This is a genomic window from Pseudomonas sp. N040 (assembly GCF_015637705.1).
Classification (GTDB): domain Bacteria; phylum Pseudomonadota; class Gammaproteobacteria; order Pseudomonadales; family Pseudomonadaceae; genus Aquipseudomonas.
In genome coordinates this window covers 70,206-83,246 of the sequence record NZ_JADOBE010000005.1, presented here as the reverse complement: position 1 = coordinate 83,246, position 13,041 = coordinate 70,206, and the positions used below count along the sequence as shown (strand labels likewise).

General features: G+C 63.3%; 11 protein-coding genes. 6 read left to right on the top strand and 5 right to left on the bottom strand.

Annotated features, from left to right (window positions below; genetic code table 11):
- Position 1: 1 nt before the first annotated feature.
- Positions 2-316 carry a TraR/DksA family transcriptional regulator gene (locus ISX93_RS09010; RefSeq protein WP_195778394.1) on the bottom strand — a complete coding sequence of 105 codons (315 nt, stop codon included), beginning with the start codon at positions 314-316 and terminating at the stop codon, positions 2-4.
- 195 nt (positions 317-511) lie between these two features.
- Here ISX93_RS09010 and ISX93_RS09005 point away from each other — a divergent pair, with 195 nt between their 5' ends.
- A complete protein-coding gene (locus ISX93_RS09005) occupies positions 512-1,000 on the top strand; it encodes a DUF3015 domain-containing protein (protein ID WP_195778393.1) in 489 nt (162 codons plus the stop codon).
- 58 nt (positions 1,001-1,058) lie between these two features.
- Complete coding sequence (locus tag ISX93_RS09000) at positions 1,059-2,921, top strand: Lnb N-terminal periplasmic domain-containing protein (protein WP_195778392.1); 1,863 nt, start codon at positions 1,059-1,061, stop codon at positions 2,919-2,921.
- Between the two features lie 9 nt (positions 2,922-2,930).
- Here ISX93_RS09000 and rloA3 read toward each other — a convergent pair whose 3' ends face one another.
- The 3 genes from rloA3 to ettA all read right to left on the bottom strand — a co-directional run bounded on the left by rloA3 (position 2,931) and on the right by ettA (position 7,133).
- A complete protein-coding gene (gene rloA3 / locus ISX93_RS08995; protein ID WP_195778391.1) occupies positions 2,931-3,446 on the bottom strand; it encodes a retropepsin-like aspartic peptidase RloA3 in 516 nt (171 codons plus the stop codon).
- A 27-nt stretch (positions 3,447-3,473) separates the two neighbouring features.
- On the bottom strand, positions 3,474-5,168 hold the full coding sequence (locus ISX93_RS08990) for a phosphoethanolamine transferase (protein WP_308705312.1): 1,695 nt from the start codon (positions 5,166-5,168) through the stop codon (positions 3,474-3,476).
- Positions 5,169-5,465: 297 nt separating this feature from the next.
- Positions 5,466-7,133, bottom strand: coding sequence for an energy-dependent translational throttle protein EttA (gene ettA / locus ISX93_RS08985; protein ID WP_195778390.1), 1,668 nt, complete (start codon positions 7,131-7,133; stop codon positions 5,466-5,468).
- 272 nt (positions 7,134-7,405) lie between these two features.
- Here ettA and glyA point away from each other — a divergent pair, with 272 nt between their 5' ends.
- Entirely contained in the window at positions 7,406-8,659 is a 1,254-nt protein-coding gene (glyA, locus tag ISX93_RS08980) for a serine hydroxymethyltransferase (RefSeq protein WP_195778389.1), read from the top strand.
- A gap of 110 nt (positions 8,660-8,769) precedes the next feature.
- Here glyA and mscL read toward each other — a convergent pair whose 3' ends face one another.
- A complete protein-coding gene (mscL, locus tag ISX93_RS08975) occupies positions 8,770-9,183 on the bottom strand; it encodes a large-conductance mechanosensitive channel protein MscL (RefSeq protein ID WP_195778388.1) in 414 nt (137 codons plus the stop codon).
- A gap of 198 nt (positions 9,184-9,381) precedes the next feature.
- On the opposite strand from mscL, the gene ISX93_RS08970 reads away from it, so the two are divergent.
- The 3 genes from ISX93_RS08970 to ISX93_RS08960 all read left to right on the top strand — a co-directional run bounded on the left by ISX93_RS08970 (position 9,382) and on the right by ISX93_RS08960 (position 12,854).
- Positions 9,382-9,651, top strand: coding sequence for a YdcH family protein (locus tag ISX93_RS08970; protein ID WP_195778387.1), 270 nt, complete (start codon positions 9,382-9,384; stop codon positions 9,649-9,651).
- A 290-nt stretch (positions 9,652-9,941) separates the two neighbouring features.
- Positions 9,942-11,279: a chromate efflux transporter gene (chrA, locus tag ISX93_RS08965; RefSeq protein WP_195778386.1), complete on the top strand. Its 1,338-nt coding sequence runs from the start codon at positions 9,942-9,944 to the stop codon at positions 11,277-11,279.
- 48 nt (positions 11,280-11,327) lie between these two features.
- On the top strand, positions 11,328-12,854 hold the full coding sequence (locus ISX93_RS08960) for a lytic transglycosylase F (RefSeq protein WP_195778385.1): 1,527 nt from the start codon (positions 11,328-11,330) through the stop codon (positions 12,852-12,854).
- Positions 12,855-13,041 lie beyond the last annotated feature (187 nt).

Below are 13,041 nucleotides of genomic sequence, written 5' to 3'. Positions count from 1 at the left end.
CTCAATCGGCGCAGTTCAGGCAGCACTCGGCCATCGGCAGGGCCGCCAGCCGCGAAGCGCCAATGGCTTCACCACACTTGCTGCAGATTCCGTAGGTGCCTGCCCGCAGGCGCTCGCGGGCACGCTCGACCTGGCGCAGGGCACCCTCGGTTTCGGCCAGCAACGCCTCAAGCACCTGGTCGTTCTGCCGCTCGGCCGCCTGCTCGGCGGAGTCGGTCGAATGGCTGCTCGTCAGGTCACGCCGAATTGCCTCAATGCGCCCGCGGTATTCGAGCGACAGTTGTTCCAGCGCGCTGGCGGGATCGAAACTACTCATGGCGCATCTCCTTGTAGGTCTGCATGCAGTGTGGACAACAGCACAGGATTAGCACTGACCTGCATCAACTGCAGCAAGTTTCTCCGCAACTTGACGTCTGGCGCCTTGACAGCAAGTCAGCTAAAGAAAATGCTGTGTGCAGCGCAAGGATGATGTCTGCGCCCAATCCCCCGAATTCAACAAGAGAGATTACCCATGAAACGGATTCTGCTAGGTACCCTGCTCGCCGCCGTATCGATCAACGCCTTCGCCGAAGCACCCGGCGGCCCGAATTGCGGCTGGGGCAACATGCTGTTCAAGGGCCAGCGTGGCGGTGTTGCCCACTTCCTCGCTTCCACCACCAACGGCACTTCCGGCAATGCCACCTTCGGCATGACTTCGGGGACCAATGGCTGCTCCACCAACGGCACCCTGACCTATGGCGGCCGGCCAATGATCGCCCTCAACGGCATGATGGACGAACTGTCCGAAGACATGGCCAAGGGCAACGGCGAAGCACTGACCACCTACGCCGTGGTACTGGGTGTGGCACCGGAAGACCGCGACCACTTCGCCAGCGTCACCAGCGAACACTTCAGCGAAATCTTCACCTCGTCCGACGCCACTGCCGTGGATGTCTATTCCGCGACCCTGGCTGTTCTCAAGCAGGACCAGCGTCTGGCCAAATACGCCAACCCGGTCTGACCTGCACCGGCCCGCCCGCCATGGGCGGGCCACCCCTCTCCCCCTGTAAGCGACATTCATGCTCAGATGCCTTCCCGCAGGACTGGCGCTGTGCCTGTGCCTGAACCTGCCGGCCCAGGCCGCAGCAACGCTCCCCGACGCACGTGTGCAACAACTGGCCAGCGATCCGTACTGGATAAACCTGGGGCATTACGAAACCGGCAAGCTCGGCGGCTGGCGCAGCTATGTCGACGACCGCGCGTTCTTTCTCTCCGCCAGCGGCCCCGACGATCCGGCCGCCGAACTGCAGGCTACCCTGCAGGCCATTCAGTCACCGGACAACCCCGGCGATCGCCACGCCCAGTGCGTCTTCCCGGCCCGCACCCGCTGGCTGCGCGAACAGCTGTCCCTTGCCGACCTGCCCGTCGTGGATTGTGCCGAGTACCGCGCCTGGTATGCCGACATCAACCCGCACAGCAGCGTGCTGATCTTCCCGGCCGCCTACCTGAACAGCCCTTCCTCGATGTTCGGCCATACCCTGCTGCGCATCGACCCGGCGGACGCCGCCAGTAACAACACCGCCATGCTCAGCTATGCGCTGAATTTCGGCGCCTTTATCGAAGGCGACGACAACAGCATGCTGTATGCGTGGCGCGGGCTGATGGGCGGCTACCCGGGCGTATTCGCCCTGGTGCCGTACCGCGACAAGATGAAGGAATACAGCCGCCTGGAAAACCGAGACCTGTGGGAGTACCAGCTGAACCTGACCCCGGAGGAAACCGGGCGCATGGTCGAGCATGTCTGGGAGCTGCGGCAGATCCAGTTCGACTACTACTTCTTCGACGAGAACTGCTCCTACCGTCTGCTCGAACTGCTGGAAGTCGCCCGGCCCGGGGTGGAACTGACCGACGATTTTCCGATCACGGCAATCCCGACCGACACGGTGCGCAGCGTGAAACAGGCCGGCCTGATCGAGCAGATCGAGTTTCGCCCGTCCCGCGAACGCGAACTGCTGGCCCGCGCCGACCCCCTCGCCCCCGAGGAGCAGGCGTGGGTGCTGCGCATCAGCGTCGACCAGCAGGCGCTCGCCGACCCGGCATTCCAGGCCATCCCGCGCGAACGCCAGGCGCAGATCCAGGATGCCGCATTTCGCCTGTTGCGCTATGGCGCAGAAAATCAGGAGCGCGACGCAGCCCAGGCCAAACGCAGCTATGACCTGTTGCGCGCGATCAACCAGAATCCGCCCGAGCCGCTGGACATCCCCCGCCCCGAACTGCCGGAAGAAGGGCATCCGTCACGCACCTGGCAACTCGGCGGCGGCAGCCGGGACCATGATGCATTCGCCGAGTACGGCCTGCGCATGGCCTACCACGACCTCAACGACAATATGGCCGGCTTCCCGCTGGGCGCCCAGATCGAGATCGCCCAGCTGAAACTGCGCCAGTACCAGGGCAACGACTGGAAACTGCAACAGCTGGACTTCGCCACCATCCGCTCGCTGACACCGCGCAACCAGTTGCTCAAACCCTGGTCGTGGCAGGTCAATGGCGGTTTCCAGCGCGTCCTCGGTAAAAACCAGAATGATGTATTAGTCAGCCAGGTGAATGGCGGTGGCGGTGGCAGCTGGGCACTGGGTGACAACAGCCTGCTGTTTGCCCTGGCCACCGCGCGGGTCGAACACAACCACGAGTTCGCCCCGCTGGTCGCGGCGGCCGGCGGCTTCAACAGCGGCCTGCTGTGGCGCAACCCACTGGGCAACCTGAGCCTGGAAGGCAGCGCCGACTACTTTCTCAACGGCGAGGTACGCCGCAGCCTGTCGCTCAACCAGCAGTGGGAGCTCAACCGCAACCTCGGCCTGCGCCTCAGCGCCGAGCGCGCCTTCGCCCAGCGCAGCAGCCCGGTGAACGAGGTGCTGCTGGAACTCAAGTGGTACCACTACTGAGCCGCTTGCTCAGCTTGCGGAGCAGTCCGGCTGGCTGGTGAAGGTCTGCGACACATCGACCGCGCCAAGGTGCTCGAGAGTGCGTCTGCCGATCAGGATCGGATAGAGCATCTTGCTGCGGTTGTTCAGTGAAAACTCTTCATCGAGCAGCTGCTTGCCGATACACACCTGCATCCGCACCACCGGCCGATGGTCTGCACCACCGGCGCCACGCACCTTGATGTTGCGCTCGACGCGGCGCTCGAACGGCAGCACCAGCCACTCGCCGCTTTTGGTGTCCTTGACCTCGACATTGAAGCGCACCCAGCGCTCGCCATCCTTGGTGAAGCGCTTGAGCGCCTGGGCATCCATGGACGAGGTCAGCGCACCGGTATCCAGTTTGAGCTTGACGTTCACATGCTCCGGCTCAAGCACGCCGTCCTCAACCCAGCCATAGATCCTCGGCGCGGCAGCAAAGACCTGCAACGGCAAGCCGCAGAGCAAAGCCAGAGCTATGCGCAGCAGTATTCTGGTTTGCCTGTTCATTCATATCTCCTGAAAGGGCGCACAAAGTCAGTACGTTGAAGGCTGGGGTTGCAGCGAATGCTGGGCATAGACGCCCTCCGGTTCGGGCCGGCAGCTGCGGAACAAGTCGAGGGCCGGCTGGTAGGCTTTCGTGTGAACATCCATCAGCCCGAGTACCGAGTGAAACAGGTTGTCTTGTGATGCAGCCTGATCCAGCTTGCCATCCAGACAGCTGACGGAAATGTCCTGACGTTTCTCCATGCCTTTGGAGAGCCAGAGCAGCATCGGAATGTGCGTCTGCTCCTGCGGCGCCATGGCGTAGGGCAATCCGTGCAGGTAGATGCCATTCTCGCCGAGTGACTCGCCATGATCGGACAGGTAGAGCATGGCCGTATCAAGGCGCCCGGCGTTGTGCTGCAGCAGGTCGATGGTCTGCGCCAGTACGTGATCGGTATAGGTCAGGGTGTTGTCATAGGCATTGATGATACTTTCCCGCGAGCATTGATCGAGCTGGCTGCTGCGGCATACCGGCGTGAATTTCTCGAAAGCGCTCGGGTAACGCTTGTAGTAGGCCGGGCCATGACTGCCCTTCATGTGCAGGACTATCACCGCATCACGGTCAATGCCATCCAGGTAGGCCTGCAGCCCCTTGAGCAGAACCCCGTCATGGCACTCGCCATCCGCACACAGCGCCTGCTGATCAATGTGTGACACGTCCTCGTACTGGACCCGGCTGCATGCCCCCTTGCAGCCTGAGTTATTGTCACGCCAGAGCACGGCTATACCGGCGCGCTGCAATACGTCCAGCAGGTCCTCGCGGCTATCGGCGTAGCTGTCCTGATAATTCTCCCGCCCCACATCCTGAAACATGCACGGCACCGAGGTCGCGGTCGCCGTCCCGCATGAACTGGCATTGGTAAAGTTCATCACGCCGCGCTGTGCCAGCTCGGGATTGGTGTCACGCGCGTATCCATTAAGCGAGAAATTGGCCGCACGTGCGGTCTCCCCGACCACCAGCACGGTGACCTTGGGCTTGCCACCGGGCAGCAGGCGATAAGCATCCGCGCCAACAGCCTGGAGCTTGTGCGGGCCGCTCAGGTTGCGTTTCAAATAGCCGTGGGCAGCCGCCACCAGATTGGACGGCACCAGCATCAGGCGAATTTCCCGGTTATTGCGCACCAGCGAGGAATACGACTGGTAGCTGCTGCCGACCATTGTGCCGATGCAGACCAGTGCCAGTGCGATGCCACCCAGCTTGCCCCACAGCTCGCGTTTCCAGCCCCGCTGCAGCAGACGGGCACGGCTCAGCACCACGACGGGCAATACACCCAGCAGCGCCATCCAACCGACCAGCCGCCAGGTCAGCAGGTCCGCGACTTCCGCCGGATCGGTCTGCAACAGATTGGTCAGCATGCTGTAGTCGATGACGACGCCATAGCTCGACATGAAGTAGCTGCCAGCGGCCGAGATCAGCAGAAATGCCGCAAGCATCACCTTGGTTGCGCGCCCCCAGCAGAGCAGGCTCAGCAGACCGAACAACCAGAAGAACACCACCAGCGGCAGACTGACGAGAAACCACGTGTTGCCGTTCGACCAGCCATCGACGCCTTGCCAGACCGTACTCCAGAAAGTCGCATTCATGGTCAGCATCAGCCACAACGCAACCAGCATGGTCAGGGTGTTCCGGCTGAGGTTGAAGGTCCAGCGCGCGGATGAGCGATTGGATGGCAGCGGTAGTTGCACAAGAACCTCGGGGACAGTTTCGAATACTGCTCGCGAGGTTAGGCAGTGGAGGGTGAAGCGGATGTCAGGCAGTCGTGAAAAAAGCGTTACACGGCGCTTTATGGCTGGCGCCCGGAAACGCCGGAACCAGAGTAAGCCTGCGCAAGAGGCACGCCCCTGTGCTGGACACAACTCGCAGGGTGGGCTTCAGGCCACCCTGCGTACAGCCTGCAGAATCGATCCGCAAAGTTGACGGGCACCCAGCCCTGCACAATCAAGCCCCAACCTTGCGGCCGGGGCTTTGCTTGCCAGCCGGGATTACTGCGCCAGCTTCTTGAAGCGCACCCGGTGTGGCTGGGCAGCGGCCTCGCCAAGGCGCTTCTTGCGATCAGCCTCGTACTCCGTGTAGTTGCCCTCGAAGAACACCGCCTGCGAGTCGTCCTCGTAAGCGAGGATGTGCGTGGCCACGCGGTCGAGGAACCAGCGATCGTGGGAGATCACGATGGCCGCGCCGGGGAAGTCCAGCAGCGCCTCTTCCAGCGAGCGCAGGGTTTCCACGTCGAGGTCGTTGGACGGTTCGTCGAGCAGCAGCACGTTGGCGCCCTGCTTGAGGGTCAATGCCAGGTGCAGGCGGCCGCGCTCACCGCCGGAAAGATCCTTGACGAACTTCTGCTGGTCGCCGCCCTTGAAGTTGAAACGGCCGACGTAGGTGCGCGAGGGCACTTCATAGTTGCCGATCTTGATCATGTCGGAGCCGTCGGAAACCATTTCCCACACGGTCTTGCCGCCTTCCAGATCATCACGGCTCTGGTCGACGCAGGCCAGCTGCACGGTTTCGCCGATCTCGATGCTGCCCGAGTCCGGGGTTTCCTTGCCCATGATCATGCGGAACAGCGTCGACTTGCCGGCGCCGTTGCCGCCGATCACGCCGACGATGGCGCCCTTGGGCATGCTGAAGGTCAGGTTGTCGATCAGCAGGCGGTCGCCATAGCCCTTGCACACGTTCTTGAACTCGATGACCTTGTCGCCCAGGCGCGGACCGGCCGGGATGTAGATCTCATTGGTTTCGCTGCGTTTCTGGAATTCCTGCGACTGCATTTCCTCGAAGCGCTGCAAGCGCGCCTTGGACTTCGACTGCCGCGCCTTGGCGCCCTTGCGCACCCACTCCAGCTCGTCCTTCATGGCCTTCTCATGGGCCGACTGCTGCTTGGATTCCTGCGCCAGGCGGTTGGACTTGGCCTCCAGCCAACCGGAGTAGTTGCCCTCGTAAGGGATGCCCTGGCCACGGTCGAGCTCGAGGATCCAGCCGGCGACATTGTCGAGGAAGTAACGGTCGTGGGTGATCGCCACCACGGTGCCGGGGAAGTCATGGAGGAAGTGCTCCAGCCAGGCCACCGAGTCGGCGTCCAGGTGGTTGGTCGGTTCGTCCAGCAGCAGCATGTCCGGCGCCGACAGCAGCAGACGACAGAGCGCCACGCGGCGCTTCTCGCCACCGGAAAGATGTTCTACACGGGCATCCCAGGCCGGCAGGCGCAGGGCATCGGCGGCCACTTCCAGCTGGCGCTCAAGGTTGTGACCATCGCTGGCCTGGAGGATGGCTTCCAGCTTGGCCTGCTCGGCGGCCAGTGCGTCGAAATCGGCATCCGGCTCGGCATAGGCGGCGTAGACCTGGTCCAGGCGCGCCTGGGCGTCCTTGATCACGCTGACCGCTTCTTCCACCACTTCGCGTACGGTCTTGTCCGGATCCAGCTGCGGCTCCTGCGGCAGGTAGCCGATATTCAGCCCGGGCATCGCCCGCGCCTCGCCGTCGAACTCGGTGTCGACCCCGGCCATGATACGCAGCAGGGTGGATTTTCCCGAGCCATTGAGGCCGAGCACGCCAATCTTGGCGCCAGGAAAAAACGACAGGGAAATGTTCTTCAGAATTTCCCGCTTCGGCGGTACTACTTTGCACAGCCGGTGCATGGTGTAAACGTATTGAGCCATGGAATAGTGCTTGCCCGTGACAGGAGAGGGAGCGCGCCAGGGCCGCAAACAGCCTGGCGCAGAGGCTGCAAAGCTACCGGAATGCACTGCCCAGGGCAAACCGGCGAGGCCGCCGCGCCACCCTGCCCGGCACCCGGAAAGCCCCCGAAGCGGCACGCATGAGCACTGTTCGTCTGACACATGACCCGTGCTCATGTGCCAGCGGGCGGCTGATAGGGTAGAATCCGCGGCCTCAATTATTCCCGCCCCGCTGATTTTTCCAGGTGACTGCCATGTTCAGCCGTGATTTGACCCTCGCCCGCTACGATGCCGATCTGTTTGCCGCCATGGAGCAAGAAGCCCAGCGCCAGGAAGAGCACATCGAACTGATTGCTTCCGAGAACTACACCAGCCCGGCGGTGATGGAAGCCCAGGGCAGCGTGCTGACCAACAAGTACGCCGAAGGCTATCCGGGCAAGCGCTACTACGGTGGCTGCGAGTTCGTCGACATCGTCGAGCAGCTGGCCATCGACCGCGCCAAGCAGCTGTTCGGCGCCGACTACGCCAACGTCCAGCCGCACGCCGGTTCCCAGGCCAACGCCGCGGTGTTCCAGGCGCTGGTCAAGCCGGGCGACACCGTGCTGGGCATGAGTCTGGCCCACGGCGGCCACCTGACCCACGGCGCCAGCGTCAACTTCTCCGGCAAGATGTACCACGCCGTGCAGTACGGCATCACCGATGCCGGCCTGATCGACTATGACGAAGTCGAGCGCCTGGCCGTCGAGCACAAGCCGAAGATGATCATCGCCGGCTTCAGCGCCTACTCGCAGGTGCTGGACTTCCCGCGCTTCCGCGCCATCGCCGACAAGGTCGGTGCCTACCTGTTCGTCGACATGGCCCACGTGGCCGGCCTGGTCGCCGCCGGCGTGTACCCGAACCCGGTGCCGTTCGCCGACGTGGTCACCACCACCACCCACAAGACCCTGCGCGGTCCGCGTGGCGGCCTGATCCTGGCCAAGGCCAACGAAGAGATCGAGAAGAAGCTCAACTCCGCGGTGTTCCCCGGTGGCCAGGGCGGCCCGCTGGAGCACGTCATCGCGGCCAAGGCGGTGTGCTTCAAGGAAGCCCTGCAGCCCGAGTTCAAGACCTACCAGCAGCAGGTGGTGAAGAACGCCCAGGCGATGGCCAGCGTGTTTATCGAGCGCGGTTTTGATGTGGTGTCTGGTGGCACGCAGAACCACTTGTTCCTGCTCTCGCTGATCAAGCAGGACATCACCGGCAAGGACGCCGACGCCGCCCTGGGTCGCGCCTTCATCACGGTGAACAAGAACAGCGTGCCGAACGATCCGCGCTCGCCGTTCGTCACCTCCGGTCTGCGCATCGGCACCCCGGCCGTCACCACCCGTGGCTTCGGCGAAACCGAGTGCCGCGAGCTGGCCGGCTGGATCTGCGACATCCTGCAGAACATGGGCGACGAGTCGGTGATCGACGCCGTGCGCGAGAAGGTCAAGGCCGTCTGCGCCCGCCTGCCGGTATACGGCAACTAAGCCCGCAGCAAGCGGCCGGCCCAGCCGGTCTGCGTGCGCACAAAAAACCCCGCCTCGGCGGGGTTTTGTTTTGGCGTGCCGCGCGCAGCGCAACGGGCTGCCAGCAAGGGCTACGGGTTGTCCTGGCGGCCCTTGAGCAAGTCACGGATTTCGCCGAGCAACTGCTGGTCTGGCGTGGGGCCTGCCGGTTCGGCGGGGGCGGCCGCGTCTTCGCGCTTCAGCCGGTTGATCGCCTTGACCCCCATGAAGATGGCGAAGGCCACGATGATGAAGTCGAAAATCGTCTGCAGGAACTTGCCATAGCTGAGCAGCACGGCGGGTAGCGCACCTTCCGCCGGCTTGAGGGTAATCGCCAGGTCGGTGAAATCGACACCGCCGATCAACATGCCGATTGGCGGCATGACCACATCGCCGACAAAGGAACTGACAATTTTGCCGAACGCGGCGCCGATGATGATACCGACCGCCATGTCGACCACATTGCCCTTCACGGCAAAGGCTTTGAACTCACTGAGTATGCTCATGCAAAAAATCCTGCTCGTTAGTGGATAAGTCAAATAACGGATGCGCCTGTGCGCCGGCCGCGCGGACACTGTCGAGTGTAACCAGCCAACCGCCAGGCTGCCATGCGTTCACGGCGAAGCGTGCGCTTGACCGGGATCAATATGGTCCGCTCTGGCAGGCGCTACGGTGATGCCATCCGAACAGAGGAGCTCAACCCCATGCATGTAGACCACCACCCACTGATGACCGACTTCCCCGAACTGCGTGAAACCTTGCACAACCTGCGCCAGAGCGACCAGCACTTCGCCCGCATTGCCGGCGAGTACGAGGAGCTCGACAAGCGCATCTGCCGTGTCGAGGACGGTGTCGAACTGCTAGACGAAAACGGCCTGAACAGCCTCAAGCAGCAGCGCGTGAGCCTCAAGGATGATGTTGCGCGCATGTTGCGCAAGTCCAAGGGCGAGTGCTGCGGCAGCTGCGGCGGCTGATTACCCGTAGCTCACCGGCAGCCAAGAAAAAGCCCGACCAGCCCCGCTGGCCGGGCTTTTTCTTGGCGCTGTCTGTGTTAGTGGTTGAACGGGCTTTTCCCCGCGCAGGGTGGACGTAGGGTGGGCTTTAGCCCACCAATACCAGATACATTCCTGCAGTGGGCTAAAGCCCAGCCTACGCCCACCCCACGCCCAACCGACAAGCGGGTCTTCACCATAACGCGTACATAGCCTTTTTCTCGGGCGCTGCGCTACAGTTCCTGCCCCTTTCGCTCTCGCCGCCGTTTGCCATGCCCGAGCCGACCAGCCCTAGCGCCCCAGCACACCCATCCTTCAGGCAGGCACTGCGCTTCTGGCTCAAGCTGGGCTTTATCAGCTTTGGCGGGCCGGCCGGACAGATCGCGATCATGCATCAGGAGCTGGTCGAGCGCCGGCGCTGGATTTCCGAACGGCGTTTCCTGCACGCGCTGAACTTCTGCATGCTGTTGCCCGGCCCGGAGGCCCAGCAACTGGCAATTTACCTGGGCTGGCTGCTGCACCGCAGTTGGGGCGGGATTGTCGCCGGTGTGTTGTTTGTCCTGCCCTCACTGTTCATCCTGATCGGGTTGTCCTGGCTGTATATCGCCTTCAGCGATCTGCCACTGGTGGCCGGGCTGTTTTACGGGATCAAACCGGCGGTCACCGCGATTGTCTTGCAGGCCACCTACCGCATCGGCTCACGCGCCTTGAGAAACCATTGGTTGTGGGGTATTTCCGCCGCGGCGTTTGTCGGCATCTTTGCCTTCAACCTGCCGTTCCCGCTGATCGTGCTCGGTGCGGCCCTGATCGGCTTTATCGCTGGACGGTTGGCGCCACAGGTCTTTGCCCTTAGCGGCGGGCACGCCGCCAGCCAACAGGATTTCGGCCCGGCGCTGATCGGCGACCGGACGCCCGCCCCGGAACATGCGCGCTTTCGCTGGTCACGCCTGCTTGGCCTGCTGGTAATAGGTGGCTTGCTCTGGCTGCTGCCCATGGGCGTGCTGTGCGCACTGTTCGGCTGGGACGGCACGCTGACGCAGATGGCCTGGTTCTTTAGCAAGGCGGCGCTGCTGACCTTCGGTGGCGCCTATGCAGTGCTGCCGTATGTCTACCAGGGCGCCGTCGAGCACTATGGCTGGCTGACGCCGACGCAGATGATCGACGGCCTGGCCCTCGGCGAAACCACGCCGGGGCCACTGATCATGGTGGTGGCCTTCGTCGGCTTCATCGGCGCCTACGTGCAACCGCTGTTCGGCCCCGACTCGGCCTTTCTCGGCGGCGCCCTGGCGGCCATGCTGGTCACCTGGTTCACCTTCCTGCCATCGTTCCTGTTCATCCTGGGCGGTGGCCCACTGGTCGAATCGACTCACGGCGAGCTGAAATTCACCGCTCCCTTGACCGCGATCACAGCGGCGGTCGTCGGGGTGATTCTTAATCTGGGGCTATTCTTCGCCTGGCATGTGCTGTGGCCGCAAGGCTGGACCGGGCACTTCGAGTGGCCGGCGGCACTGATTGCCCTGGGCGCACTGCTGGCCCTGCTGCGCTTCAAGCGCGGCGTGCTCGAAGTGCTGGCGCTGGCAGCCCTGAGCGGGCTGTTGCTACAGTTCTAGCAGTCACGGAACGGCCGCGAGGCCCGCTTCAACCACGGAGATTCAATCATGCGACGTGCGCTCTGTTACCTGCTGTTCAGCCTGTTCCTCATCGGTTGCGACCAGGCCGAGCCGGGCAAGGCCCAGGCCCAGACTGCGGAGCAGCAGCTGCCGGAACAAGTCGCGGAGTTGCCGCCGGCGCAGTTGACGGCCGCGGAAGAGTCCGAAGTGGACTCGATGGTCCTGCCGGTACCGCCGGCCTGGATCGGCGACCTCGACGGCATGCGCGCGAGCCGCACGGTGCGCATCCTGGTGCCCTACAGCAAGACCTTCTATCAGGTCGATCGCGGCCAGCAGCAGGGCATTGCCTACGAATACGGCAAGGCCCTGGAAAAGTGGCTGAACCAGCATCGACCGTTCCCGGAGAAGTCCCAGCGCTGGCAGGTGATGCTGATTCCCACTGCGCGCAACGAACTGTTGCCCAAACTGGTGGCCGGCTATGGCGATTTGGCGGCTGGCGGGCTGACGATCACCGAGGGCCGCCTGAAGACGGTCGACTTCATGGATGCGGCGGTCAGCAACGTCCGCGAGGCGATCGTCACGGGGCCCGGCGCGCCGCCCATCAGCAAGCTGGAGGACCTGGCCGGGCAGGAAGTCTATGTGCGGCCATCGAGCAGCTACTTCGAGCATCTGGTCGAGCTGAACAAGCGCTTCAAGGCAGAAGGCCTGGAACCGGTTAAGATCATGCCGGCCAACGAGAACCTGGAAACCGAGGACCTGCTGCAGATGGTCAATGCCGGGTTGTTCGGCATCACCGTGGCGGATAGCTATATCGCCGAGCTGTGGCAGCCGCTGTATACCGACATGGTGATTCATGACGGCTTCTACCTGAATGAAGGCGGTCAGGTGAGCTATGCGATCCGCAAGAACAGCCCGCAGCTGAAGGCGGCGCTGAACGAATTCGGCAAGCAGCACAAGGCCGGCAGCGAGTTCGGCAACATCATGCTCAAGCGCTACATCAAGAACAGCAAGCGCGTGCTCAATGCCACCTCCGAAGCCGAGATGCAGAAGTTCAATGCCCTGGCCGGGCTATTCGAGAAGCATGCCGGCACCTACGACTTTGATCACCTCATGCTGATGGCCCAGGGCTTCCAGGAGTCGCAGCTGGATCAGGCCGCACGCAGCCGCGCCGGTGCAGTCGGGGTGATGCAGCTGTTGCCGAGCACCGCCGCCGACCCCGCGGTGGGTATCAGTGGCATCGACAAGAGCGCCGACAAGAACATCGAGGCCGGCAGCAAGTACCTGCGCCTGCTCTCCGACACCTACCTGGATGATCCGGAGCTGACGCCGGTCAACCGCACCCTGCTCAGTTTCGCTGCCTACAACGCCGGCCCGGGCAACCTGATGAAGTTTCGCCGGCTGGCGAAGAAGTCGGGCTTGGACCCGAACGTCTGGTTCGGCAACGTCGAGCAGGCGGCAGCGCGCATCGTCGGCCGCGAGACGGTGGATTACGTGGGCAACATCTACAAGTACTACGTGGTCTACAAACTGGCCGAGGAGAAGCTCGCAGCGCGCGAGAAGGCCAGGCAGAACTGAGCGTCCGCCAGGCCGTGCAGGCGCCTGGCGACTTCCTTCAGGCCTTGCCGGTCATGCCGAGCACGCCGCGCCCACTGAGCTCGCCGCAGCGGCTCTTCATCTGGCACGCCGTCTGGGCGGAAGGGTTCGCCAGTCGGCGGCGCTGACGCTTGCGTCGGCCGGGACAGACCGCAACGGGCCACACCGG

Excerpts from the sequence above, each read along its gene's own strand:
- ISX93_RS09010 (WP_195778394.1), bottom strand. The coding sequence starts at position 316 with ATGAGTAGTTTCGATCCCGCCAGCGCGCTGGAACAACTGTCGCTCGAA.
- ISX93_RS09005 (WP_195778393.1), top strand. The coding sequence starts at position 512 with ATGAAACGGATTCTGCTAGGTACCCTGCTCGCCGCCGTATCGATCAAC.
- ISX93_RS09000 (WP_195778392.1), top strand. The coding sequence starts at position 1,059 with ATGCTCAGATGCCTTCCCGCAGGACTGGCGCTGTGCCTGTGCCTGAAC.
- rloA3 (WP_195778391.1), bottom strand. The coding sequence starts at position 3,446 with ATGAACAGGCAAACCAGAATACTGCTGCGCATAGCTCTGGCTTTGCTC.
- ettA (WP_195778390.1), bottom strand. The coding sequence starts at position 7,133 with ATGGCTCAATACGTTTACACCATGCACCGGCTGTGCAAAGTAGTACCG.
- glyA (WP_195778389.1), top strand. The coding sequence starts at position 7,406 with ATGTTCAGCCGTGATTTGACCCTCGCCCGCTACGATGCCGATCTGTTT.
- mscL (WP_195778388.1), bottom strand. The coding sequence starts at position 9,183 with ATGAGCATACTCAGTGAGTTCAAAGCCTTTGCCGTGAAGGGCAATGTG.
- ISX93_RS08970 (WP_195778387.1), top strand. The coding sequence starts at position 9,382 with ATGCATGTAGACCACCACCCACTGATGACCGACTTCCCCGAACTGCGT.
- chrA (WP_195778386.1), top strand. The coding sequence starts at position 9,942 with ATGCCCGAGCCGACCAGCCCTAGCGCCCCAGCACACCCATCCTTCAGG.
- ISX93_RS08960 (WP_195778385.1), top strand. The coding sequence starts at position 11,328 with ATGCGACGTGCGCTCTGTTACCTGCTGTTCAGCCTGTTCCTCATCGGT.